This is a genomic window from Belnapia sp. AC561 (genome assembly GCF_979252845.1).
The window spans coordinates 12985-33837 of record NZ_CEEDBP010000016.1; the positions used below are offsets into that span (position 1 = coordinate 12985).

A 20853-nucleotide genomic window follows, 5' to 3' on the forward strand; every position below is an offset into this window, starting at 1 on the left:
AAGCAGCACCGCGGCGACGCATCCCCGACATGAGCTGCGGCGTTAATGCCAGAACGGAGGAAGCACCGGCATCCCGCCCCCGCTGACCGCCCCATCGCCTTTTCCGGAGGTCACCATGGCCAGCCGCATCCTGAAGCTCGTTGCCCTGCTTGCCGTCACCGCCTCGCTCTCGGCCTGCGCCGTCTATCCGGCGGGGGGCGGGTATGGCTATCGCGGCGGCTATGGCCGGCCCTCGGGCTATGCCTATTCGGCGCCTTACCGCGGCGGCTACGGCGGGGGGTATGGCGGTGGCTATGGCGGCTACCGTGGGGGGTATGGCGGCTACGGCTATGGGTATGGCCGCGGTGGCGGCTGGCGCTGAGGCCAGCCGCCCCGGGGCTTTGCGCCGCCTGGCGCCCCGCTAGGGCGCCGCGGCGCGGTAGCGGGCCAGCATCTCGCTGCCTTCCGGCCCGGCGCGCTGGACCCATTCGGCGGTCTGCGTCTCGCCGATCGCCTTGAGCTCGGCCATCATCGCCTCCGGTGGCTGCGGCAGCTGCATGCCCTGGCTGCGCAGCCGATCGGCCATGGCGACTTCCGCCGCCTTGGCCATCTCCTTGCCGCGGGTCGTGGCCGTCGCCGCGGCGGCGACCAAGGCTGCCCGGCTCGGCGCATCCAGCGCCTGAAGGGCGCGGGTATTGGCGAAGACCGCGTTGCGCGTCCGCATGCCGCCGACGTTGTACCAGTAGCGGGTGAAGTCCCAGGCGGTGACGTTCACCCCGGTCTGCGCCGAGGTGAACATCGACTGGATGACATTGGTGGCGAAGGCCTGGCTGACCTCGGCCGCCTGCACCGTCACCGGCGTCGCGCCCATCAGCTCCGCCATGCGGGCGGTGACGTTGTTGTAGGCGCGGAAGCGGGTGCCGCGCAGGTCGGCCAGGCTGCGGATCTCGGTCTTGGCATAGAAGCCCTGGGCGTCCCAGTGGACCATGTAGAGCAGGGTCAGGCCCTGGCGCTCCAGCCGGGCGCGGACATAGGGCTCGGTCGCCGCGTTCAGCGCCTCCGCCTGGGGCCAGGTCCAGGCGAGGAAGGGGACGCCGTCGACCTCGAAGAAGGGATCCTCGTTGGCATAGGCGCTGAGCAGGACCTCGCCGAGCTGGACCTGGCCGGTCTGCACGCCGCGCTTGATCTGCGCCATCGGCAGCAGGGAGGCATTGGCGTGGAGCTGGATCGTCAGCCAGCCTTCGCTGGCCTTCTCCACGTCGGCGACGAATTGGCGGATGTTGAGAGTGTGGAAATTCTCGGCGTAGGGCGTCGCCATCACCCAACGGGTCTGGGCCTTGGCGGGCATGGCCAGCCCGAGCAGCAGGCCGAGGCCGAGGCCCCGTGTCATCCATCGCGGCATCCGAAAGCTCTCCCGGTCTTTTCGCAAGCGGGAGCGTTCCACAGGCCGTGTCGCCATCGCAAGGCTTGCGGCAGGCCCCGGGCATGGCAATGATCGACGCGAGGAGGCCCCATGCCCGATACCGCAGCAATCCCCGCCCGTCTGGTCATCCAGCAGCCAGAGGAGGTCCGCAGCTACTGGCAGCCGGTGCCGGCCAACGGCTTCGTCCGCTGCATCCTCGACAGCGCCATGACCGGGGCCGAGACGCCCTTCGCCATGGGGACCCAGACGGTGGACCCCGGCTGCCACGTGCGGGAACACCTGCATGACGCGAACGAGGAAGTGATCTTCGTCCAGTCCGGCGAGGGCGAGGCGCATATCGAGGGCAAGGTCCATCCGATGCGGCCGGGGAGCTGCTTCTTCTTCCCGCGCGACCGGCCGCACAGCTTCCACAATACCGGGACGGCGCCGCTGACCTTTATGTGGCTCATCCTGCCCGGCGGGCTGGAGACCTTCTTCGCCCGCATCGGCCGCGCCCGGACCGAGGGCGAGCCGCCGCCAGCGCCCTTCGCCCGGCCGGACAACGTGCGGCAGATCGAGGCCGAGACCGTTTTCGGCCGGCTTTAGTTGCACGCCCGGGCAGCGGGCCGCATCCTGGCCGCAAGGACCCAGGAGGAAACCCGATGCGCGCCTTCGCCGGATTGCTGCTCGCCATGACGCTCGCCATGCCGGCCGCGGCGCAACCGGCGATGCGCTGGGCCACCAGCTGGGCCGCCTCGGTGCAGGGACCCTATCCGACCGGCAATCCCTCCGCCCAGCCGGACCAGCGCTTCGCCTTCCCGGATCCGGCGCGTGGGGCGCGGGACCAGACCCTGCGGCTGGTGCTGCGGCCGAGCCTCTGGGGGCAGCGCGTCCGGCTGCGCTTCAGCAATGCGCTCGGCACCCAGCCGCTGGTACTCGATGGCGTGCATGTCGGCCTGCAGATGGGCGGCGCCGCCATCACCCCGGGGACCAACCAGGCGGTGCGCTTCGGCGGCCAGCCTGGCGTGACGATCCCGCCGGGCGAGATGGCCTGGAGCGATGCCGTCGCGCTGCCCTTTGTGCCGGACGGCGAATCCGGCCTGCTCGCCGGGCGCAAGCTGGCGGTCAGCCTGCATGTGGTCGGCGAGAGCGGGCCGATGACTTGGCACGCCAAGTCGCTGCAGACCTCCTATGTCTCGCCGCCCGGCTCCGGCGCGCATGGCGAGGATGAGTCCGAGGCGGCCTTCCCCTTCAGCACCGCGAGCTGGTTCTTCCTCGATGCGCTGGATGTCATGGCGCCGGCGGGCACGCCGGTGGTGGTCGCCTTCGGCGACAGCATCACTGATGGCACCGCCAGCACGATGAACGGCGACGACCGCTGGCCTGACGTGCTGGCGCGGCGGTTGTTTGCCCGCTACGGCAACCGGGTGGCGGTGGTGAATGCCGGGATCGGCGGCAACCAGGTGGCAGGGCCGGCCGAGTATTCGCCGGCGAAGCCCTTCCCCGGCGGCCCCTCGGCGGGGATGCGGCTGGAGCGGGACGTGCTGAGCCTGTCCGGCGTGACCACGGTGGTCTGGCTGGAGGGGACCAACGACTTCAGCCGCAACGGCAATGCCAGCGCCGAGACGGTGCAGGCGGCGATGCGCGACGCCGTGGGGCGGATGCGCGGGCGGCTGCCCGGGGTGCGGGTGGTGGGCGCAACCCTGACCTCGGCGCTGAACAGCACCAGTGCGGCGCATGGCTTCGCCGAGCAGGATGCCAAGCGCAAGGCGCTGAACGCCTTCATCCGGGACAGCGGCGTGTTCGACGCTTCGGTCGATTTCGACACGCCGACGCGCGATGCGGCGACGGGGGCGCTGCGGCCGGAAATGGTGCCGGAGAGCACGACGGGCGGGAAGGGCGACAGGCTGCACCCGAACCGCGCGGGATACCTGGCGATGGGGACGGCCATCGACCTCGGCGTGTTGCTGCCGGGGTTCCGGTAGGGGCGTCAGCCGACGCCGGCGAGCAGGGCCGTCAGCGGAGCGCTGTCCGCCGTCTCGAAGCCTGCCACCATCGCCACCACCTCGCTGGCCTGCGCCTCGCTCAGCAGGCCGGCGACATTGGCGCGGAACTTGGCCTCCACCTCGGCCGGCGTCACCGGGTTTTCCGGGCTGGCGCGGCGGTGCAGCACCTCATGCCGGTGGATGGCGCCGTCCCGGGCATGGACGGCGATGCGGCAGGCATGGCGGAAGGGGGCGCCCAGGGCCTCCAGCCCCGCATCCTCCGTCACCACGATGCGCGGGATGAAGCCGAGGATGACGGGGTCGGCCAGGTACTCCTCCCGGTAGAAGCCGGCCGTGGGGGCACCGTGCAGGGCCGTCACCGCCAGGCCGAAGAAGATGTTCATCTGCGCCGCCGTCACTCCGGCCGGCTTGTAGGACCAGGCGGTATGCACATGCGTCATGTGGCCGACGCCGACCTCGATCCGCTCGATGTCGGCGGCGGCCAGCCCGGCCTCGGCCATGACGTGGCGCAGCGCATCGAGCGCGCTGTGGATCGAGGTGACCGAGGGGTACATCTTGAAGCCGGTCTTCGCCGCTTCCCAATCCTCGCCGAGGCCGGCGGTCAGCTTGGTCGCCGCGGGCGTGCGGGCGATGGCCGAGAGGAAGCCGCCATAGGGCGCCTCCAGCACATCGAGGATGCCGGTGAAGCCGCGCTCCGCGAGCAACGCGGCGCGGACACCGCTTTCGGCGGCGCGGCCGGCGTGCAGGCGCTTCACCATGGCGCCTTCCTGCGCCGCCATCAGCCCGGCGCCCATGGAGCCGGCGATGCCGAGGGCATGCTGCAGCCGCGGCGCATCGAGGCCGAGCAGCCGCCCGGCCGTGGCGGCGGCGCAGAAGGCCCCGCTGGTGCCCTGCGGGTGGAAGCCGTTCAGGAACAGCGCCATCGTCGCGGCATTGCCGACCCGGGTGCCGATCTCGTAGCCGGCGACGATCGCGGTCAGCAGATCCCGCCCCGGCAGCCCGCCCCGCATCTCGGCGAAGCCGAGGGCGATGGGCGTGGTCAGCGAGTTCGGGTGGAGGATGCTTTCCTTGTGGATGTCATCCATCTCGAAGGCATGGCCCGCGGTGCCATTGACCAGCGCCGCCTGGGCCCAGGAGCCGCGCTGGCCGGCCCCCCAGAGGGTCGCGGCCGGCGTCGCGCCCTCGGCGAGGGCCAGGGCCTGGACATGCCGGGTCCAGGGCAGCGTCGCGCCATGCAGGCAGACGCCGATGCCATCGAGCAGGGAAAGCTTCACCTGGGCGATGACGGCGGCGGGAATGGTCTCGAACTGCAAGCCGGCGGCGAAGGCCGCGAGGTCGCGCGTCGCATGCGCCAGGAGCGGCGGGGCAGCATCCATCGGTCGTTCAGCCTTGCGTTGCCGGCACCCGCAGCACCAGCCCGTCGAGCGCCGGCGTCACCAGGATCTGGCAGCATAGCCGGCGCCCCGTGGGGACGGAGCCGATGGTATCCTCGATCATGTCGCTCTCGTCCGGGCCGGCCGGCGGGATGCGCGTGGCCCATTCCTCCGGCACGTCGACCATGCAGGTGGCGCAGGCCAGTTGCCCGCCGCATTCGGCGGGCAGCCCGGCCACGTCGGCCCGGATCGCCACATGCATGACGGTCGGTTCCTCGCCGGCCTCCAGCACCTGGCGTGTCCCATCCGGCTGCACGAAGGTGATCGACGGCATTCCCTGCTCCCTTGAAGCGGCCGCCATCCTGCCCGCGGGCTACTCCGGCTTCAATCCGGCCAGGTCGATGGCCCGGCGGGATTGCGCCCGCTCCCGCTCGATCAGCGCCGCGAAGCCCTCCGGCGTGCGTTCCTCGGGTGTTGCCAGCAGGTTGCCGATGGCCTCGACCCGGGCCTGGAGCGCCGGGTCCGCCAGCGCCCCGGCGAAGGCCTGCTGCAGCCGCTGGCGCGGCTCCTCCGGCGTCGCCGCGGGCACCAGCAGCCCGATGAAGGAGACCAGCCCGCCATCCTGCAGCCCGACCTCGGCGAAGGTCGGCACCGCCGGCAGCAGCGGCGCCCGCTGGCCGAGGCCGATGCCGAGGATCTTCAACGCGCCGTCCCGGTGCTGCGGCAGCGCGGTGGTGATCTGGTCCATCGAGGCGGTCAGCGCCCCGGACAGCAGGTCGGCGAGCGAGGCGCCGCTGGCCCGGTAAGGCACATGCACCATGCCCATGCCGGTCGCCGCATTCAGCAACTCGATCAGCAGGTGGTTGGTGGTGCCGGTCCCGGCCGAGGCGCAGGTCACCTGACCCGGCCGCGCCTTGGCATAGGCGATGAACTCCTGAAGGGTGGCGACCGGCAGCTTCGGGCTGACCACCAGCACATTGGGCGTGCGGAAGCCGAGGCCGACCGGTGTGAAGGCCTTCGCGGCGTCGTAGGGCATGCGGGCCATGAGCATCGGGTTGGTCACCAGCCCGCCGTTGGATCCGACCAGCACCGAATAGCCATCGGGCGCGGCCGTGGCGACGAGCTCGGCGCCGAGGTTGCCGCCGGCACCGGGGCGGTTCTCGACCACCACCGGCTGGCCGCCGAGGCGTTGGGACATCCCCGGTGCCACCAGCCGCGCCAGGGTATCGAGGTTGCCGCCGGCGCCGAAGGGCACCACCAGCCGCACCGGACGGTCCGGGAAGGCGGCCCGGGCCAGCCCGGGGGCAGCCAGCAGCAGGCCGGCCGCGGCCAGCGCTCCACGGCGTGTGGGCATTCGATTCCTCCTGTCTTTTGCCGCCAGCCTGCGCGGAGTGGCGCGCCGCGGCAAGCGCTGGACAGCGGCGGGCGCCAGCGGCATCACGATGGGGGCAAGACGGGGAGGGACCACACCATGGCCTATGCGCCATTCGATCTGACGGGAAAGGTGGCGCTGGTCACCGGCGGCAATGGCGGGATCGGCCTCGGCATGGCCGAGGCGCTGGCCCAGGCCGGCGCCGATGTCGCGATCTGGGGCACCAACCCGGCGAAGAATGCCGCCGCCAAGGCCAGGCTCGAGGCGACCGGACGGCGCATCCTGGCGCTCGAATGCGACGTCGGCGAGGAGGATCAGGTCGAGGCGGCCTTTGCCGAGACCCTGCGGGTGCTGGGCCGGGTGGACGGGTGCTTCGCCAATGCCGGCATCTCCGGTGGCCGGTCGAGCCCCTTCCTCGAGCGCACCAAGGAGCAATGGGACCGGGTGCTGCGGGTGAACCTCACCGGCGCCTTCCTGACCTTCCGCGCCGCGGCGCAGCACATGAAGGCTCGGGCCGATGCCGGGGACAAGGGCGGCGTGCTGGTGGGTACCGCGTCCCTGGCGGCGATCGAGGGCGCGGCGCGGAACGAGCATTACGGCGCCTCGAAGGGCGGCATGGTCTCCATGGTGCGGGCGCTGGCTGTGGAGCTGGCCCGGCACGGCATCCGTGCCCATTCCATCCTGCCCGGCTGGATCGAGACGGACATGACCGCACGCTCGGTCGCCGACCCGAAATTCGCCGGCAACGTGCTGCCGCGGGTGCCGATGCGCCGCTGGGGCAATGGCGGCGACTTCGGCGGCATGGCGATCTACCTGATGAGCAGCGCCAGCGCCTTCCATACCGGCGATACGCTGGTGATCGACGGCGGCTACTCGCTGTTCTAGCCGCGCTGGCGGCGCTAGCCTGGGTCAAAACCCAGGGGAAGCGCCGCCATGTCCACGCCGCTCGAATTCGGCTGGTTCCTGCCCACCTCGGGCGACACCACCTGCTACGGCGACCGCGGCTGCGCCGTGCCGCCCTCCGCCGCGCTGTTCGACCGGGTGGTGCTGGCGGCCGAGGCGGCGGGCTTCGAGTATTTCCTCGTCCCCGTCGCCGCCACTTGCTGGGAGGCCTGGATCAGCAGCGCCATGGCGGTGGCCAAGACCAAGCGCATCAAGGCGCTGGTCGCGGCGCGCCCCGGCTACGTCAGCCCGGTGCAACTGGCAAAAATGGCGGCGACCTTCGACCAGCTCTCGGGCGGGCGCCTGTCCGTCAACCTCATCGCCGGCCAGAGCGAGGCGGAGGCGACCGCCGAGGGCATCACCCTGGCGAAGGAGGACCGCTACGCGCTGATGGCCGAGGATGTCGCCATCATGAAGGCGCTCTGGACCGCGCGTGGGCCGGTCGACTTCGCCGGGCGCTTCCATACCCTGAAGGGCGCGCGGATCTCGCCGCAGCCGCTGCAGCAGCCGCATCCGCCCTTCTACCTCGGCGGCGGCTCGGCCGAGGCCTGGGCGCTTTCGGCGGAGCATTCGGATATCCACCTGTTCTGGGGCGATACCCCGGCCCGCATCGGCGAGAATATCGCCGCCATCCGCGGCCTGGCGGCCCGCCACGGCCGGGCCGAGGCGATCGGCTTCGGCATGCGGCTGCAGATCTGCTGCCGGGAGACCGAGGCCGAGGCCTGGGACGCCGCGCATGAGCTGGTGCGCGACGTGACCGAGGCGCAGACCCGCTTCATCCGCACCCATTACGCCGCCTCCGTCGCCAACCAGCGGGTGCAGCAGCTGGCGCGGGAGAATGGCGAGCTGATCGCGCCGCACCTTTGGACCGGCATCACCCGGGTGCGGCCGGGGGCGGGCATCGTGGTGGTCGGCGATCCGCGGCAATGCGCCGCCACCCTGCAGGCGTTCATCGACCTCGGCTGCCGGTCCTTCTGCCTCTCGGGCTACCTGCACGACGAGGAGGCGATGCGCTTCGCCCGTTGGGTCCGGCCGCTGCTGGCCGAGCGCAACCCGGGCCGCATGCTGGCCGCCTGAGCACGGCCGGGCTAGGTTGCGCGCCACTGACGGGGAGACACGGCCCATGGCCGATTTGAACGCGACGCATGATCCGGACCGGCAGAGCTGGCTCGAATCGGCGAATGAGCCGGATTGCGACTTCCCCATCCAGAACCTGCCGCATGGCGTCTTCTGCTGGCCGGGCGAGGCGCCGCGCGGCGGGGTCGCGATCGGCGATGCCATCCTCGACATGGCGACCGCGGTGGAGGCCGGGCTGTTTGCGGGCATCCCCGCCGAGGCGGCCCGCGCCGCGGCCGAGCCCTCGCTGAACCGGCTGATGGCCATGGGCAACGGCGCGGCCTCCGCCCTGCGCGCCCGGATCTCGGACATCCTCCGCGCCGACCATCCGGATGCGGCGCGCTTCGCCGCCATGGCGCAGCGCATCCTGGTGCCGATGGAGGATGTGGAAATGCGGCTGCCGGCCGCGATCGGCGCCTTCACCGATTTCTTCACCAGCAGCTACCACACCGAGCGCGGCCGCCGCGCCCGCGGCGAGGAGCCGGCGCTGCCGCCGAACTTCCAGTACCTGCCGATCGCCTACAACAGCCGCGCCAGCTCGGTCCGCGTCAGCGGCGAGGCGGTGCGCCGCCCGAACGGCCAGCGCCAGCGGGCCGATGGAACCGTCGCCTTCGGCCCCTGCGAGGGCCAGGATTTCGAGCTGGAGCTCGGCGTCTTCGTCGGCCCCGGCAACATGCTGGGCGAGCCGATCCCGCTGCGCGCGGCGCCCGAGCATATCTGGGGCTTCTGCCTGGTGAACGACTGGTCGGCGCGGGACATCCAGCGCTGGGAGAGCACGCCGCTCGGCCCCTTCCTGTCGAAGAGCCTCTCGACCAGCATCTCCCCCTGGGTCGTCACCGCCGAGGCCCTGGCGCCCTTCCGCGCCCCGGCCATGACGCGGCCGGCCGGCGACCCGGCACCGCTGCCGCATCTGGCGCATGACTACGACCAGCGGCTCGGCGGCTTCGACATCGACCTCGAGGCCTATTTGCTGACGCCGCGGATGGCGGCGGAGGAGGATGAGCCGGCCCGCATCACCCTGACCAACTTCCAGCACATGTACTGGACGCTCGGGCAGATGCTGACGCATCACGCCAGCAACGGCTGCAACCTGCGGCCCGGCGACCTGATCGCCAGCGGCACCGCCTCCGGCCCCACCGACGAGAGCCGCGCCTGCATGGCGGAGATGACCCGCGGCCGCGACCCGATCACCCTGCCGAATGGCGAGACGCGCGTCTGGCTGCAGGATGGCGACGAGGTGATCTTCCGCGGCCGGGCGCATCGGCGTGGGCATGTCGGGATCGGCTTCGGCGAGTGCCGCGGGCGGATCGACCCGGCGCTTGCCTGGCCCGTCTGACCCGCCAACGCGGTTTACAGAACCAGCATCAGGGAGAAGGCTGAATGGCCCGGCGTTTCATCGATATCTCCGTCGCCCTCAAGGCGGGCATCAAATCCGATCCGCCGGGGATGGAGCCGAAGATCGAATACACCGATCACCACCAGTCGGCACCGAAGATGGCGGCCTATATGGACGTGCCCGTCGAAGCCTTGCCCAACGGGGAATACGCCGCGGTGGAGCGGGTGGACATCAGCACCCACAACGGCACCCATCTCGACGCACCCTACCACTACTTCTCCCGCATGAACGAACGCCTGGTCCCCGGCGGCGAGGCCTCCTGGCGGATCGACGAGGTGCCGCTCGAATGGTGCCACAACCCCGGCGTGAAGCTGGACTTCCGCCACTTCGAGGATGGCTATGTGGTGCAGCCAGCCGATGTGGAGGCTGAGTTGCAACGCATCGGCCATACCCTGAAGCCGCTCGAGATCGTCGTGGTCAATACCCGCGCCGGGTCCCGCTACGGCGAGGACGACTACATCGATACCGGCTGCGGCATGGGCCGCGCGGCGACGCTCTGGCTGCTGGAGCGCGGCATCCGCCTGGTCGGTACCGATGGCTGGTCCTGGGACGCGCCCTTCAGCCACACCAAGCGGAAGATCGAGCAGGGCGGCGATGCCGGGCTGATTTGGGAAGGCCACCGGGCGGGGCGGGAGATCGGCTATTCCCACCTGGAGAAGCTGCACAACCTGGAAGCCCTGCCGGCCGATGGCTTCCAGGTGGTCTGTTTCCCGGTGAAGGTCCATCGCGGCTCCGCCGGTTGGACCCGCGCCGTCGCGATCATCGACGACTGATCCAACCAGCGGCCCGATGGGTCCGCATCGGTGTCAGGCCCGCAGCAGCAGGCGGCGCAGTGCCGGCAATGCCTGGCAGATGGCCTGCTGGTCGGGGTCGGATAGCTGCTGCCGCGCCCGGTCGATCCGGCCGAAGACAGCCTGCCGGACCACACCGATGGTTGTCCGCCCATGCGCCGTCAGCGTAAGCTGCACCCGGCGGCGGGAGACCGGGTCGCGGCTGCGGTCGATGTAGCCATCGGTCCCGAGCTTCACCAGCATGACGGAGGCGGTCGGCAGCCGCACGCCGAGATGCGCCGCCACCTCGGAGACGGAGGCTCCCGGATTCACCAGCAGGAAGTTGAGGATGCGGAACTGCGGCGGAGTCAGCCGAGCCTCCGGCACCGCATGCAGGGCTTCCAGCATCATCAGGCGATTGGTGGTGAGCATGATGGCGAGCAGCGCCGGGGCGATCTCCGCCGGCAGGACCGCTGCGGCATCCTCCAGCCCGACCAGTGCCGGCAGCCCATGCGAGGCTTGGGCCTCGGGTTCCTGGGTTTCCACCGGCGCAAATTACGGGAAGCGCGACGAACCGTCCAGTATTTGCCGCCAGGCGATGGTTCCTTTGGCCGGATGCGACCCTGGGCTGGGAGGGGGCTTCGGACAAATTCGCCGCGGGCCGGCAGTGCCGCCTCCCGCGTGCGGGCGGTGGTGCCGATTTCCTTCAGACGAATGACCCTGGTGCCGCAACTGCCCCGCTTCTTCTCACCTTCGCCGCGCCGGGCTATCTCGACCGCCTTGGCGATGCGCTGCGGGAGGCGGCCGTCGCCGGCGCCGGCATCGGCCAGGGCGCCTTGCGGCCGGTGCTGCGGTACTGAATGCCGGAGGGCAATTCCGTCGCCGTGCTCGACCCGCCGCAGCGGCACCTGCCGGCCAAGCTGCGTAGCTACATCGACTTCCTGCTGCTGATTACCAGGACGCCGTGCGGCGTCAGCGCCAGGGGATCGGCACGGTCGGCGGCGGCGCCACCTCGAAGGTGTTCAGCTGCATCGCCAGCAGGCTGTAGTAGCCGACCAGGCCGGTCAGCTCGACCGTGCCCTTGTCGCCCAGCAGCGCCTGGGCGGCGGCGTATTCGGCAGCGGGAACGCGTCCGGTCCGCAGCAGGGCACGGACGAAGCCGACGATGGTGGCATCGGCCGGGGCGTCGAAGGGAATGCGCTCGGCGCCGGCCCCGACGGCGGCGATGACGGCATCCGGCACGCCCTGCTGCGCGGCGATCGGCGCATGGGCGAACCATTCGTAATCCGCCTGCCAATGCTGGCCGACGCAGAGGATCGCCAGTTCCCGCAGCCGCATCGGCACGCTGCATTCGTAGCGGATGAAGACGCCCAGTTGCTCGACCCGGCTGCACAGCTCGGGGCTGAGGATGAGCGCGGTGAAGGGGCCACCGACGCCGCCCCGGGCGCCGGAGGCGATGCGGTCCCAGACCGCCTGCGCGGCGGGTTCCAGCGCCTCGCGGCTCAGCTTCGGCAGGCGGCTCATTCGGCGGCGACCGCCTGGAGGGACCGGAAGGACGGCATCACCTCGGCGGCGAAGGCGCGCAGGTTGGCGATGCTGGCATTGGGATCGACCAGCAGGATGGTCTCGACGCCGCCGGCCTCGAGCCGGCGGATGCGGGCGATGATCTCGGCCGGGGTGCCGAGCAGCGCGGCGTCGTCCTCCTCGATGCTGGCGGCCTTCCGGCCCTTGTGCAGGTCGCCGATCACGCCGACAACGCGCTTGCGGGTCTCGTAGGCCGCGGCCCGCTCCTCCTCGGTATGGATCATCTGCAGGGCGCGGGCGACGGCGACCATCCGGCCGTCGTAGGCGCGGCCGACGCGTTCGCATTCGGCGCGGAAGATCGCCACGCGCTCGATGATCTGCTCGACCGAGGCAAGCTGGTCGAGCAGCAGGTTGAACCCGTCCCGCGCGGCGCGCCGGATGCTTTCGGTGCTGCCGGCGGCCAGCCAGAGCGGCGGGTGCGGCTGCTGGATGGGGGCGGGTTCCACCACCACGTTGTCGTAGTGCCAGCGCTTGCCGTGGTGGCTGAAGCGCTCCTCGCTGGTCCAGGCCTTTCGGATGACCTCGATCGCCTCGTCGAAGCGCTCCGTGGCTTCCTCGGGCGGGATGCAGAAACCGTCGAACTCCGCCACCCGGTAGCCCTTGCCGACGCCGAAGTCGAAACGGCCGTTGGAGAGCAGGTCGAGGGTCGCCGCCTGTTCCGCGACCAGCACCGGATTGTGCCAGGGCAGCACCACGACGGCGGTGCCGAGGCGGATGCGGGAGGTCTTCGCGGCAAGATAGGCGAGCAGGGTCAGGGAGGCGGAGACCTGGCCCTGGCCGGTGAAGTGGTGCTCCACCATGAAGAGGCTCTGGAAATTTAGCCGCTCGGCTTCCTGAATATACTCGATGAAGCTGCTGTAGCCTTGGCTATCCGCCAGACCCACCGCGCGCTTGGTGCGCGCGCCTCCGAACAGACCGAAGCGCATCCGCGGCATTCCCCCGACTGGCGTTCCCCCCAGGATGCACCCGGCGCCAGCGGATAAAAAGACCGGAATAAGCCGAGAGCCAGTGCTGATCTGTCCGCAATCATCGGCCGCGGCCGGGCTATGCTGCGGCAAAGCCGAGGGAGGCCATCCATGCCGTTGCACCATCTGCAGCATGTCCTGATCCAGACCACCGACCTCGCCGGCACGGTGCGCTGGTGGGAGGAGGTGCTGGGCCTGCGGTCCGGTCCGCATCCCGACTTCGGCTTCCCCGTCGCTTGGCTTTATTGCGGCGAGGAGGATGTGGTGCATGTCACCGAGGGCGGTGCCGGCGTCTCGGCCAATCGCCAGGCCTATCTGGCGCAGCAGAGCCAGGCGGAGCGGGGCACCGGCGTGCTGGACCATATCGCGTTCCATACGACCGGGTTGGCAGAGATCCTGACCCGCCTGCAGGCGCAGGGGGTGCCTTTCCAGTCCCGCCGGGTGGCTGCGCAGGGGCTGTTCCAGCTTTTCCTCTTCGATCCCAATGGCGTGAAGGTGGAGCTGAACTTCGCCGGGTCCGAAGCCGAAGCGGCCGGCGTCACGCCGCAGCTGATGGCCAGCGACCTGCCGCGCTGAGGGAGCCACCCGTGATGCGGACCGGGGATGGCGCGGTGCTGACCATCCGCAACCGCGTCACGCTCTAGGATGCGCCGCGCTACGCGGTCTCGGTCATCGAGATCACCGCGCCGGAGGGGCCTGACGGCTGGCTCAACCGCGGGGTCTTCGTCGGCACCCTGGACAGCCTGCGGCCGGAGCGGGCCGCGGTCCTGATCCGCGCCTTCGTGCTGGCTTGGTCCGCCGTCACCCCCGCGGCCCTGACCACCGCGGGCAGCACGTCGGGTAGGTTGCCGTGGGTCCAGTCGGCGCGGCGGGCAGCAGGTCCGTCATCAGGCGGGAAGGGCGCCACCACGCGCACCGGCCCGGCGGGCGACCAGTTCGGTGCCCCTCCCTGCGCCTGCGCCGCCGGTGGCAGCAATCCGGCAGCAGGCAAGGCGCGACGCTTCGGCAGAGGCGGCAACTCCAGGGTCGCCCGGGTCTAGCAAGGCACATACTGCCGTAGCAGACTGTGCACTGCAGCAAAGGTTGTCCCATGCCGAAGATCGATGCCGAACGCTTCCTCAAGGACCTGAACGATCTGCGCAAGATCGGCCAGTACAAAACGGGGGTGCATCGCCCGACTTATTCGCCGCAGGACATGGAAAGCCGTCGCTGGCTGGTGGCCCGGCTGGAGGAAATCGGTCTCGAGGCGAGCATCGATGGCATCGGCAATGTCTATGGCCGCCACAGGGGCCCTGGACCGCATCTGCTTGCGGGCAGCCATATCGAGAGCCAGAACCAGGCGGGCTGGCTGGACGGCGCGCTCGGTGTGATGGCGGCGGTGGCGCTGGCCCGGGCCGGGCTGCCGGTGGATGTCGCCGCCTTCGCCGACGAGGAGGGGCATTTCGAGGGCGGCTTCCTCGGCAGCAAGTCGCTCATCGGCATCTTGTCGGAGGAGGAGATCGACCGCAGCCGCAGCCGCAACGACGGCACGCCGCTGCGCGACGCCCTGGCGGCCGCGGGCCTTGCCGGCAAGCCGCGGATGCAACTCGAGCCGGGGCGGCACAAGGCCTTCTTCGAGATGCACATCGAGCAGGGCACGCAGCTCGAGAATGCCGGGCTGCAGGTCGGCGTCGTCACCGGCATCGTCGCCATCTGGCAATGGCGCATCACCATCGAGGGCACGCAGGACCACGCCGGCGGCACCACCATGGCGGAGCGCCGCGACGCGGGCCTCGCCGCGGTGCGGCTGCTGGCGATGATCGATGCCGAGTTCCCCAAGGTCTGCGGCGACCGCAGCACCTGGACCGCCGGCCGCATCGTGGTCGAGCCGGGAGCGCCCAGCATAATCCCGGGCAGGGCGGATATCCTGTTCCAGTTCCGCGACATCTCCCTGCCGGTGCTGGAGCGGATGGAGGCCTGCCTCCGCGCCTGCGTGCAGGAAAGCAACCGGCGCGAGCGCTGCACCGCGACCCTGACCAATGTCAGCAAGTCGCTGCCGGCGCCCTGCGATGCGGCGACCATGGCGGCGCTGGATGCGGCGGCCGAGCAGCATGCGCCCGGCCGCTGGCAGCGGATGCCGAGCGGGGCGGGGCATGATGCGCAGTACATTGCCCGGGTCATGCCGGTCTCGATGATCTTCACCCCCTCCATCAAAGGCATCAGTCATCATTGGGCGGAGGATACCAAGGAGGAGGATCTGGCGCTGTGCTGCCAGGTGCTGGCGGATGCGGCGGAGGCCTATCTGAAGGGCTGACGCTCCGCCCCTGTGTTCATCCCCGGGCTTGACCCGGGGACCTGCATGCTACGGCATCAGGCTCACATGCGCGGCGACGATGCGCCAGCCGTCGTCCGGAAACCGCACCCAGGTCTGGCTCTGCCGACCGCGCCGGCCGCCGCGGAGGAATTCGGTATTGGCGGTGGCGAAGTCGCGGCCATAGGTGGTGATGACGGTATTCTCCAGCGTGCGGTCCAGCCCGACCGGGGATCGCCCCGCGCGGAAGGCGGCGATGGCGTCCCAGCCCAGCAGGTTCTCCGCGGGCCCGTAGCGCAGGGTGCGCGGGTCCCGGCGGAATAGCGCCTGCAGCACCTCGACGTCGTTGCCGATCAGCGCCCGCTCGTATTCGGCGAAATTGGCCCGCATCTCGGCCAGGATCTCGGGGATATCGACATCCATCATCTGCTGTCCTTCATTGTCAGATAGGCCCGCCAGCCGCCGGTCGCCGAGATATCCGGCGTGCCCTCCGCCCCCGCCGTCTCGCAGAGGAATCCAAGCGGGGCCGAGCCATCCGCCAGCCGCACCCGGCCGAAGCCAAGCGGCGGCGGGATCTCCGCGAGGAAGGGGCCGATGGCGGCAGCGGGAAAGGCCCAGATTTCGCCTGCCACCGCCACGCCGCCTTCACCCACCCTGACCAGACCCGGCCGGCCGCCGAGGTCGTGCAGACGGTACTCCGGCACCGTCGCAGCCTCCGCCACAAAACGCCCGCCATGGCGCAGCATCTGCGGGTTCAGCGGCAGGCCGGACATATGGGCACCGATCGCCAGCAGCGGCAGCTCGCCGGCGGCCAGGGCAGGCGGGGCGGGGGGCGGCGGCACCGTCCCGCCCAGGGCGCCGAGCCCGACGCCGGCCGCCGCATGCAGCGCGGCGCCGAGCCCGGCCAGCCGCGCCTCGTCGAAGGCCGGGCCGACCAGGGTGACGCTGGCCGGGCGGCCATCGGCGCGCATGCCGGAGGGCACCGCCAGCGCCGCGAGATCGCAGATATTAACGAAATTCGTATAGGTGCCGAGCCGGGAATTGCCCGCCACGGGCTCCGCCATGAGATCGGCCAGGGTGGGCAGGCCGGGGGCGGTCGGCAGCAGCAGGACATCGGTGGTGGCGAACAGGACCCGGGCCAGGCGGCGGGCCTCGGCGGCCGCATGGAAATCGTCCCAGGCGTCGATCGTCAGCTTGAGCAGGCCGGCGGCCAGGATGCCGCGGGTGACCGGATGGAGGGCTTCGGGCCGATTGACCAGCATGTCCCGCAGCGCCGCCGTGCGCTCCGCCACCCAGGCGCCCTCGTAGAGCCGCTGGGCAATGGCCAGGAAGGGTTCGATATCGACCTGCGTCGCCTGGCCGCCGAGCGCCACGGCGCGGGCCACGGCCGCCTCGAACAGCGCCGCGTCGTCCGCGGTGTCGAAGACCCGCTGCGCGGCCAGCGGCACCGCCAGCCGCCAGGCAGGCTGGCCGGCCGGGGTCGCGCGCCAGCCGGCGGGTGCCGCGCGGGAATAGCGATCCTCCGGCGCCGGCCCGGCCATCACCTCCAGCACCGCCGCCGCATCGGCGACGGTCAGCGCGAAGACCGAGACGCAGTCGAGCGAGCGGCAGGCCGGCACGACCCCCTGGGTCGGCACCAGCCCGAGGCTCGGCTTCAGCCCGACGATGTTGTTGGCCATGGCCGGCACCCGGCCGGAGCCCGCGGTATCCGTCCCCAGCGAGAACGCCGCGATCCCCGCCCCGACCGCGGTGGCGGAGCCGGAGGAAGAGCCGCCGGGGATGCAATCGGCCGCCACCGCGTTGCGCGGCGTGCCATAGGGGCTGCGGGTGCCGTTCAGCCCGGTGGCGAATTGGTCGAGGTTGGTCTTGCCCAGCAGCACCGCGCCGGCGGCCAGCAGGCGGGCGACGGCGGGGCTATCGGCCCCGGGGTGATAGGCATAGCCGGGACAGGCTGCGGTGGTGGGCAGGCCGGCGACGTCGATATTGTCCTTCACCACGAAAGGCACGCCGTAGAGCGCCCGGCCACGCGGGCCTTCCGCCGCCAGGGCGGCGGCGCGGGCCCGCACCGCCTCGGGCGGGACCGCGGCGATGAACAGCGCCGGATCGGCCCAGGCAGCGATGCGGGCCAATGCCGCTTCCGCCAAATCCAGCGGCGAGCCGCCCGCGGCATAAAAGCCGGCGAGCGCATCCAGGGTGAAGGCGATGGGGAGCGTCATCATCAATGCTTCAGCAGGTCTTCGCAGGCGCGCAGCAACTCGCCGCGCGGGGCCTTCAGCGCCTCCAGGATGCGGAAATGATCGGCGCCGACGACGGGGATGAGGGGCCCCGGCGCATGCGCCTCCGCCCGCCGCGCATGGAAGTCGCGCGACTGGCGGCGCAGCTCGGGCAGCTCGCGGCTGCCATAGGCGATGGCCATGGGCTTGTTCACGACGGGCAGCCGCATCGGCGAGAGGGCGGCGATCTCCGCCTCGGTCAGGTGCAGCTTCTCATCCAGGTCGGTGTCGCGGATCGGCGCCAGTTCGAAGATGCCGGAGATGGCGAGGCCGGCGGTGACGAGCGGATGCGGCATCGCCATGCCGACCAGATGCCCGCCGGCCGACCAGCCGGAGATGACCACCCTGCCGGCGATGCCATGCTCGGCGCCATGCGCCTGCAGCCAGTCGAGCGCCGCGGTGATCTCCCCGGTGATCTGCGTCAGCGTGGCATCCGGGGTGAGGGTGTAGCCGGGTAGCGCCGCCGACCAGCCGCGTTCCAGGGCGCCGGCCATGAACGAACAAAAGTCCTCGCGCCGGTTGCGCTGCCAGTAGCCGCCGTGGATGAAGACCAGGCAGGGGGCGGCGGGGTCCTTCGCCGGGAAGATGTCCCAGGCGTTGCGTTGGCCGGCGCCATAGTCCCCCGTTTGGTAAGGAATATCGATATGCTCCGGCCGCGCCGCGCGGAAGGGCGCGGCTTCCGCGTTGCGGGCGGCGATCAGCGCCGGGCTATCGGCCACGGCCTTGCTGTTGTCATAGGCCGCGCTCCGTTCGGCGAAGCTGGCGGCCGCCCAGAAGCCGGGCAGGGGCTGGTAGGTCATCGGGCGGGTTCCATGGTCAGTGCAGGCTGCCGAGCAGTCCGGAAAGGTGCCGGCGAAGGGCGTTGAATTCCACCCCCGTCGGATCACGCGGGCGCGGCAGGGCGATCCGTTCATCGGCGATGATCCGGCCGGGACCGGGCGACATCACCACCACGCGGTCGGCGAGGATGATCGCCTCCTCGATCGCATGGGTCACGAAGATGACGCTGAGCTTCGCCTTGGCCCAGATTTCCAGCAATTCCTCCTGCAGGCGTTCCCGCGTCATCGCATCCAGCGCGCCGAAGGGTTCGTCCATCAGCACCACCTCGGCGTCGTTGGCGAGCACCCGGGCGATGGCGACGCGCTGCTTCATGCCGCCTGAGAGCTGGTGCGGATAGGCCTCGGCGAAGCGGGTCAGGCCGACCATCTCGACGAAGCGGCGCGCGGTGGCGGCGGCCTCGGATTTGGGGCGGCCGCGGGCGATGGGGCCGAAGGCGATGTTCTGGGTGACGCTGAGCCAGGGGAACAGCCCATAGTCCTGGAAGACCATGCCGCGATCCGGCCCCGGCTTCTGCACCGGCTTGCCCCACATCAGCAGGGCGCCCCTGGTGACGCTCTCGAAGCCGGCGATCATCCGCAGCAGGGTGGACTTGCCGCAGCCGGAGGGACCGATCAAGCAGATGAACTCGCCCTTCGCCACCTGCAAGCTGGCATCGGACAGGGCGGTGATCGTCTGCGCACCGAAGGCGAAATGCTTGTCGACGTGCCGAATGTCGAGAATGGGCAGCTCAGCCATGCTGCGGGCTCCAGCGCAGCAGCCGGCGCCCGACCATCTGCACCGCCTGGTCGGAGAGGAAGCCGAGCACGCCGATGGTGACCATGCCGCTGATGACGATCTCGGTGCGGGAGAGCTGGCGCGCCTCCATGATGATGGCGCCGAGCCCGGTCTGCACCCCGGTCATCTCGCCGACCACGATCACCACCCAGGCGAAGCCAAGGCCGAGCCGTAGGCCGGTGAACATCGAGGGGAGCGAGGCCGGCAGCACCACCTTCCAGAACACCGCCTGGGGCGAGACGCCGAGCATGGCCGCGGCCTCGAACAGCCTTCCCTCAACGCTGCGGACGCCGAAGATGGTGTTGAGCAAAATCGGGTAGAAGGCGCCGAGGAAGACCAGGAAGAAGGCCGAGCGCGGGCCGATGCCGAAGACGATCATCGCCAGCGGCAGCCAGGCGGTGACGGGGATCGGCCGCAGGATCTGCAGCGACGGGTCGAGCAGGTCGCGCACCACGGCGATGCGGCCGATCAGCATGCCGAGCGGCAGCGCCACCAGTGCCGCCAGGGCGAAGCCGCCATAGACCCGGCCAAGGCTGGCTGCGGCATGCTCGAACAGCGTCGCCGAGTAGAGGTCGTCCCAGATGCCGCCGAAGGCGAGGTCCCACCACTGCACCGCCACGTCCCAGGGCGGCGGGATGAGGTGATAGCCCGGCCCGGCGGTGCCGAGGTGCCAGGCGATGAGCCCCAGGACCGGCGCGGCGACGGCCAGCAGCGCCTGGCGCGGCGAGGTGCCGCGCCCTGCCGTCATGCTCATGCCGCGGCCTTGGCCAGCTCGTCCGAGAAGCTTGCGTTGAAGAACGTCCCGAAGTCCGGCAGGGCGCGGATCTGCTTCAGGCTGAGCATGTGCTCGGCATAGGTCTTCGCCCGCGTCACCATCTCCGGTGTCATCTGCCAGTTCAGCTCGACGTTCGGCAGGCTGACCTCCAGCGCGTCGCGCTTCATGCCGAGCCGGGCGACCGCGGTCTCGATGGTGACGTCGCGGTTGGCCATGCCGAACTCGCTCGCCTGGCGATGCACCTTCAGCATGCTGCGCACGAGGTCGGGCTTCTGCGCGATGGTGTCCGGATGGGTGGCGAAGATCATGTTCAGCGAGCCCATCGGCGTCGAATAGGGATACTCAACGATCTTGCCGATGCCGGAGGCGATGGAGACGCCGGGGCCGGGCTCGGCGCCGACATAGGCATCGATGTCGCCGCGGGCCAGGGCGATGGCCATCTCGCTGAAGGAAACGCGGATGTTCTGGATGTCGCGGATGGTCATGCCCTCCATCCGCAGCCGCTCGAGGATGAAGACCTCCTGGGTCGAGCCGGGCCAGATGCCGACCTTTCTGCCGCGGAGGTCGGCAAGCGTGGCGATCGGCCCATCCTTGCGGGAGACGACCGCCATGCCGCGGTCGCAGCAGGAGCCGACGACCGTCACCGGCTCCCGCGCCGCGGCGCCGAGGATGCCGGCGGCGATGCCGAAGGCGGCAAAATCGACCGACTTGGTCACCACCGCATTCTTGCCCTCGGTCGGGCTCTCGAAGGGGATGACCTCGATCTTCACCGCGGCTGGCTGGAAGCGTTCATAGAGGAAAGGGGCGATGGAATGGATGAGGCGCAGCGCGCCCATCTTCACCACCACGCCCTGGGCATGGACGGCGGGGGCAGCGAGCACGACAGCGCTGGCGCCCAGCAGGGCGCGGCGGGCAAGGGCCATGGTCCGGATCCTCATCGGATGGAGTTTTGGCTAACTTGCATGCAACGCTCATGCCGCGAGCAGGCCGAGGCGG

At 70.7% G+C, this 20853-nt stretch carries 23 protein-coding genes; 9 read left to right on the plus strand and 14 right to left on the minus strand.

The window, feature by feature from the left end; translation table 11 throughout:
* The first annotated feature begins 115 nt into the window (after positions 1-115).
* Complete coding sequence (locus AC0IW9_RS14655) at positions 116-361, plus strand: hypothetical protein (protein ID WP_471649007.1); 246 nt, start codon at positions 116-118, stop codon at positions 359-361.
* 39 nt (positions 362-400) lie between these two features.
* On the opposite strand, the gene AC0IW9_RS14660 is transcribed toward AC0IW9_RS14655, so the two are convergent.
* Positions 401-1369 (minus strand): TRAP transporter substrate-binding protein, encoded by a 969-nt coding sequence (locus AC0IW9_RS14660; protein ID WP_471649008.1) that lies wholly within the window; start codon positions 1367-1369, stop codon positions 401-403.
* Between the two features lie 123 nt (positions 1370-1492).
* On the opposite strand from AC0IW9_RS14660, the gene AC0IW9_RS14665 reads away from it, so the two are divergent.
* The gene (locus AC0IW9_RS14665) at positions 1493-1987 is read left to right on the plus strand and encodes a cupin domain-containing protein (RefSeq protein WP_471649009.1); all 495 of its coding nucleotides are present in this window, start codon (positions 1493-1495) and stop codon (positions 1985-1987) included.
* A gap of 56 nt (positions 1988-2043) precedes the next feature.
* Positions 2044-3366: a GDSL-type esterase/lipase family protein gene (locus AC0IW9_RS14670; RefSeq protein WP_471649010.1), complete on the plus strand. Its 1323-nt coding sequence runs from the start codon at positions 2044-2046 to the stop codon at positions 3364-3366.
* 5 nt (positions 3367-3371) lie between these two features.
* On the opposite strand, the gene AC0IW9_RS14675 is transcribed toward AC0IW9_RS14670, so the two are convergent.
* Genes AC0IW9_RS14675 through AC0IW9_RS14685 form a run of 3 tightly spaced genes read right to left on the minus strand, consistent with a single transcriptional unit; the run spans position 3372 to position 6114 of the window.
* Complete coding sequence (locus tag AC0IW9_RS14675) at positions 3372-4763, minus strand: MmgE/PrpD family protein (RefSeq protein ID WP_471649011.1); 1392 nt, start codon at positions 4761-4763, stop codon at positions 3372-3374.
* A gap of 7 nt (positions 4764-4770) precedes the next feature.
* On the minus strand, positions 4771-5094 hold the full coding sequence (locus AC0IW9_RS14680) for a 2Fe-2S iron-sulfur cluster-binding protein (RefSeq protein WP_471649012.1): 324 nt from the start codon (positions 5092-5094) through the stop codon (positions 4771-4773).
* A 39-nt stretch (positions 5095-5133) separates the two neighbouring features.
* Positions 5134-6114 carry a Bug family tripartite tricarboxylate transporter substrate binding protein gene (locus tag AC0IW9_RS14685; protein ID WP_471649013.1) on the minus strand — a complete coding sequence of 327 codons (981 nt, stop codon included), beginning with the start codon at positions 6112-6114 and terminating at the stop codon, positions 5134-5136.
* Between the two features lie 117 nt (positions 6115-6231).
* Between AC0IW9_RS14685 and AC0IW9_RS14690 the strand changes: the two genes are divergently transcribed.
* The 4 genes from AC0IW9_RS14690 to AC0IW9_RS14705 are packed head-to-tail and all read left to right on the plus strand — an operon-like array spanning position 6232 to position 10359.
* Positions 6232-7017 carry an SDR family NAD(P)-dependent oxidoreductase gene (locus AC0IW9_RS14690; RefSeq protein ID WP_471649014.1) on the plus strand — a complete coding sequence of 262 codons (786 nt, stop codon included), beginning with the start codon at positions 6232-6234 and terminating at the stop codon, positions 7015-7017.
* 48 nt (positions 7018-7065) lie between these two features.
* Positions 7066-8151: an LLM class flavin-dependent oxidoreductase gene (locus AC0IW9_RS14695; protein ID WP_471649015.1), complete on the plus strand. Its 1086-nt coding sequence runs from the start codon at positions 7066-7068 to the stop codon at positions 8149-8151.
* Positions 8152-8197: 46 nt separating this feature from the next.
* Entirely contained in the window at positions 8198-9526 is a 1329-nt protein-coding gene (gene fahA / locus AC0IW9_RS14700; protein ID WP_471649016.1) for a fumarylacetoacetase, read from the plus strand.
* A gap of 44 nt (positions 9527-9570) precedes the next feature.
* Positions 9571-10359, plus strand: a complete 789-nt coding sequence (locus AC0IW9_RS14705; RefSeq protein ID WP_471649017.1) for a cyclase family protein — start codon at positions 9571-9573, stop codon at positions 10357-10359.
* A gap of 33 nt (positions 10360-10392) precedes the next feature.
* Here AC0IW9_RS14705 and AC0IW9_RS14710 read toward each other — a convergent pair whose 3' ends face one another.
* The 3 genes from AC0IW9_RS14710 to AC0IW9_RS14720 form a co-directional block, all read right to left on the minus strand.
* Positions 10393-10902 (minus strand): MarR family winged helix-turn-helix transcriptional regulator, encoded by a 510-nt coding sequence (locus AC0IW9_RS14710; protein WP_471649018.1) that lies wholly within the window; start codon positions 10900-10902, stop codon positions 10393-10395.
* A 426-nt stretch (positions 10903-11328) separates the two neighbouring features.
* Positions 11329-11880 (minus strand): carboxymuconolactone decarboxylase family protein, encoded by a 552-nt coding sequence (locus AC0IW9_RS14715; protein WP_471649019.1) that lies wholly within the window; start codon positions 11878-11880, stop codon positions 11329-11331.
* The gene (locus AC0IW9_RS14720; RefSeq protein ID WP_471649020.1) at positions 11877-12866 is read right to left on the minus strand and encodes an LLM class flavin-dependent oxidoreductase; all 990 of its coding nucleotides are present in this window, start codon (positions 12864-12866) and stop codon (positions 11877-11879) included. Before AC0IW9_RS14720 ends, AC0IW9_RS14715 begins: the two co-directional genes overlap by 4 nt.
* A 150-nt stretch (positions 12867-13016) precedes the next feature.
* Here AC0IW9_RS14720 and AC0IW9_RS14725 point away from each other — a divergent pair, with 150 nt between their 5' ends.
* Positions 13017-13481 carry a VOC family protein gene (locus AC0IW9_RS14725; RefSeq protein ID WP_471649021.1) on the plus strand — a complete coding sequence of 155 codons (465 nt, stop codon included), beginning with the start codon at positions 13017-13019 and terminating at the stop codon, positions 13479-13481.
* 79 nt (positions 13482-13560) lie between these two features.
* On the opposite strand, the gene AC0IW9_RS14730 is transcribed toward AC0IW9_RS14725, so the two are convergent.
* Positions 13561-13923, minus strand: a complete 363-nt coding sequence (locus tag AC0IW9_RS14730; RefSeq protein WP_471649022.1) for a hypothetical protein — start codon at positions 13921-13923, stop codon at positions 13561-13563.
* Positions 13924-13995: 72 nt separating this feature from the next.
* Here AC0IW9_RS14730 and AC0IW9_RS14735 point away from each other — a divergent pair, with 72 nt between their 5' ends.
* Positions 13996-15198 (plus strand): hydantoinase/carbamoylase family amidase, encoded by a 1203-nt coding sequence (locus tag AC0IW9_RS14735; protein WP_471649023.1) that lies wholly within the window; start codon positions 13996-13998, stop codon positions 15196-15198.
* Between the two features lie 48 nt (positions 15199-15246).
* Here the strand turns inward: AC0IW9_RS14735 and hpxZ are convergent, their stop codons facing one another.
* From hpxZ to AC0IW9_RS14765, 6 genes are read right to left on the minus strand one after another with little or no spacing between them, the layout of a single operon-like run.
* The gene (hpxZ, locus tag AC0IW9_RS14740; protein WP_471649024.1) at positions 15247-15621 is read right to left on the minus strand and encodes an oxalurate catabolism protein HpxZ; all 375 of its coding nucleotides are present in this window, start codon (positions 15619-15621) and stop codon (positions 15247-15249) included.
* Positions 15618-17414: an allophanate hydrolase gene (atzF, locus tag AC0IW9_RS14745; RefSeq protein ID WP_471649025.1), complete on the minus strand. Its 1797-nt coding sequence runs from the start codon at positions 17412-17414 to the stop codon at positions 15618-15620. The genes hpxZ and atzF overlap by 4 nt, the downstream gene beginning before the upstream one ends.
* On the minus strand, positions 17414-18268 hold the full coding sequence (locus AC0IW9_RS14750; RefSeq protein ID WP_471649026.1) for an alpha/beta hydrolase: 855 nt from the start codon (positions 18266-18268) through the stop codon (positions 17414-17416). The genes atzF and AC0IW9_RS14750 overlap by 1 nt, the downstream gene beginning before the upstream one ends.
* A gap of 16 nt (positions 18269-18284) precedes the next feature.
* The gene (locus tag AC0IW9_RS14755) at positions 18285-19043 is read right to left on the minus strand and encodes an ABC transporter ATP-binding protein (protein WP_471649027.1); all 759 of its coding nucleotides are present in this window, start codon (positions 19041-19043) and stop codon (positions 18285-18287) included.
* Positions 19036-19836 (minus strand): ABC transporter permease, encoded by an 801-nt coding sequence (locus AC0IW9_RS14760; RefSeq protein ID WP_471649028.1) that lies wholly within the window; start codon positions 19834-19836, stop codon positions 19036-19038. The genes AC0IW9_RS14755 and AC0IW9_RS14760 overlap by 8 nt, the downstream gene beginning before the upstream one ends.
* Positions 19833-20780: an ABC transporter substrate-binding protein gene (locus AC0IW9_RS14765; RefSeq protein ID WP_471649029.1), complete on the minus strand. Its 948-nt coding sequence runs from the start codon at positions 20778-20780 to the stop codon at positions 19833-19835. Before AC0IW9_RS14765 ends, AC0IW9_RS14760 begins: the two co-directional genes overlap by 4 nt.
* Positions 20781-20853 lie beyond the last annotated feature (73 nt).